The following is a 425-nucleotide window of genomic DNA, read 5'->3' as shown; positions in this document are numbered from 1 at the left end:
CTGCTGGGCGTGACGGTAGGCGTCGGCGGGCATCAGGGCCGACCGGTAGTAGCGGGCGGAGCCGCCCTGGGACTGGAGCTTCCTGATCAGACCGGCCTCCAGCGGGATCAGCCGCACCGGATAGCGCTCCGACAGCATCTGCACCGCCCCGGTCGGCAGCCCGCCGGACCAGAAGAAGGCGTCGAGCTCCCTGTCGACCAGCCGGTCCGGCATGGTGTCGATCCCCGCCGACACCGCGGTCACATCCCGCGCCGGGTCGATGCCCGCGGCCTTCATGAGCCGGTCCGCGACCAGCCGGACCCCGGAGCCCTCCTGGCCGACGCCGACCCGCTTGCCCCGCAGATCGGCGACCCTGTCGATGTCGGAGCCGCGCGGGACGACCAGCTGGACGTAGTCGTCGTACAGCCGCACCATGCCCCGCAGCC

The 425-nt window shown here is 72.7% G+C and carries 1 protein-coding gene; it reads right to left on the bottom strand.

Translation table 11 applies throughout. The features are described 5' to 3' along the window. Positions 1-425: TAXI family TRAP transporter solute-binding subunit (locus RM812_RS42530; protein WP_311586409.1), on the bottom strand; the 425-nt coding region annotated here is incomplete at both ends.

The sequence above is a fragment of the Streptomyces lancefieldiae genome, from assembly GCF_031845825.1.
GTDB classification, from domain to species: Bacteria; Actinomycetota; Actinomycetes; order Streptomycetales; family Streptomycetaceae; genus Streptomyces; species Streptomyces lancefieldiae.
The sequence above is the reverse complement of the archived record's forward strand: the minus strand, read 5'-3'. Positions and strand labels throughout refer to the sequence as shown.